Origin of the sequence: Halomonas sp. 113, from assembly GCF_904067645.1 — a bacterium.
Taxonomy (GTDB): domain Bacteria; phylum Pseudomonadota; class Gammaproteobacteria; order Pseudomonadales; family Halomonadaceae; genus Vreelandella; species Vreelandella titanicae.
Window position 1 is genome coordinate 1 of record NZ_CAJFDU010000015.1, and the last position, 1,376, is coordinate 1,376.

A 1,376-nucleotide genomic window follows, 5' to 3' on the forward strand; every position below is an offset into this window, starting at 1 on the left:
CATGAACAAGGCTTGCTGGGTAACGAACTCTTTGCCATTGACGGCTGCAAGATGTCCTCCGATGCCTCTAAGGAGTGGTCGGGTACGTTCAAAGAATTGGGCGAGAAGCGGGAGAAACTAAGAGGACTGATTCGGCATCATTTATTGGAGCACTACGCGCGTGATGAAGCCGAAACGGAAGCCGACCTGGATCGGGACATTCGCCGAGCCAAGACGATTCTCTCGCTAGATGCCGCCATGAATAAAGTGGATCGTTTCCTAAAGATGCACAGCCCAAGGATGGGCCAGGGGAAGCGAATCAAGGAAGTGAAGAGCAATCTGACCGATAACGAAAGTGCCAAAATGACCACCAGCAAGGGCACGATCCAGGGCTATAACGGCGTAGCCACGGTGGATAAAAAGCACCAGATCGTCATTGATGCTCAGGCCTTCGGCGAAGGCCAGGAGCATCATACCCTGAAGCCAGTTCTGGAGCAGGTAGAAGCGCGTTTTAAGAAGCTGGGCATCGCCGAGAACATCTACCAGAAAGGCACCGTCGTGACCGCTGACACTGGCTTTGCCAATGAAGCTAACATGAAGTATCTGTACGAACAGCAGATCAACGGCTACATCCCCGATAACCAGTTCCGCAGCCGAGATCCGAAGTTCGCCGACCAGAAAGACAAATACGGCAAGCGCCACCAGAACCTCCCGGACAAAGGCTGGCGAGAGACGACGCCCGCCAGCGCGTTCCAGTTTGATCCTGTAAACCTAACGTGTATCTGCCCCACCGGTGAAAAGCTGTCCTATCGCGGGCAACGAGAAACAGACAATGGCAAGATCCGGGTACACTTTGAAGGGCGTTTGCTGCAATGTCGGCATTGCCCAAAGAAATACCGATGCATGCAGAACCCGAGTTCGGCCGACCATCGCAACGGCGCAGGGCGACAAGTGTCTTTTATTATCGAGAACAAACGCTTACCCAATTATACGGACTGGATGAAGCATCGGGTTGATAGCCCGAAGGGCAAAGAGATTTACAGCCATCGCATGTCAGTCGTAGAGCCTGTATTCGGTAACATTGGCACGACGAAAAGGTTGAACCGCTTCAGCCTTCGGGGTAAGAAAAAGGTGCAAAGTCAGTGGCAGCTCTACTGCTTAGTGCACAATATTGAAAAGTTGGCGAATTACGGCCACATGGCCGCGTCATGAAGGGCTTAGAGCGGAGTAAGTTGCTTTTTAAGAGCAAAAGGCCGTCTTCAACAAGCTTTAGTTGGGCGCTAAAGTGGCTAAATGCCGATATTAAGATTACTCAGCCAGATGACCGGCTGGGTAAATAAATAAGGACAACAGGCGGTGGAAACGGCTCGAAATCGGTTTTTTCTACAGCCTCGTTA

1 protein-coding gene is annotated in these 1,376 nt (G+C 51.7%); it reads left to right on the forward strand.

Annotated elements, in window-relative coordinates; translation table 11 throughout:
- The coding region (locus tag YERSI8AC_RS00075) for a transposase (protein ID WP_159178009.1) at nucleotides 1–1,191 on the forward strand (1,191 nt) is incomplete at its 5' end.
- Nucleotides 1,192–1,376 lie beyond the last annotated feature (185 nt).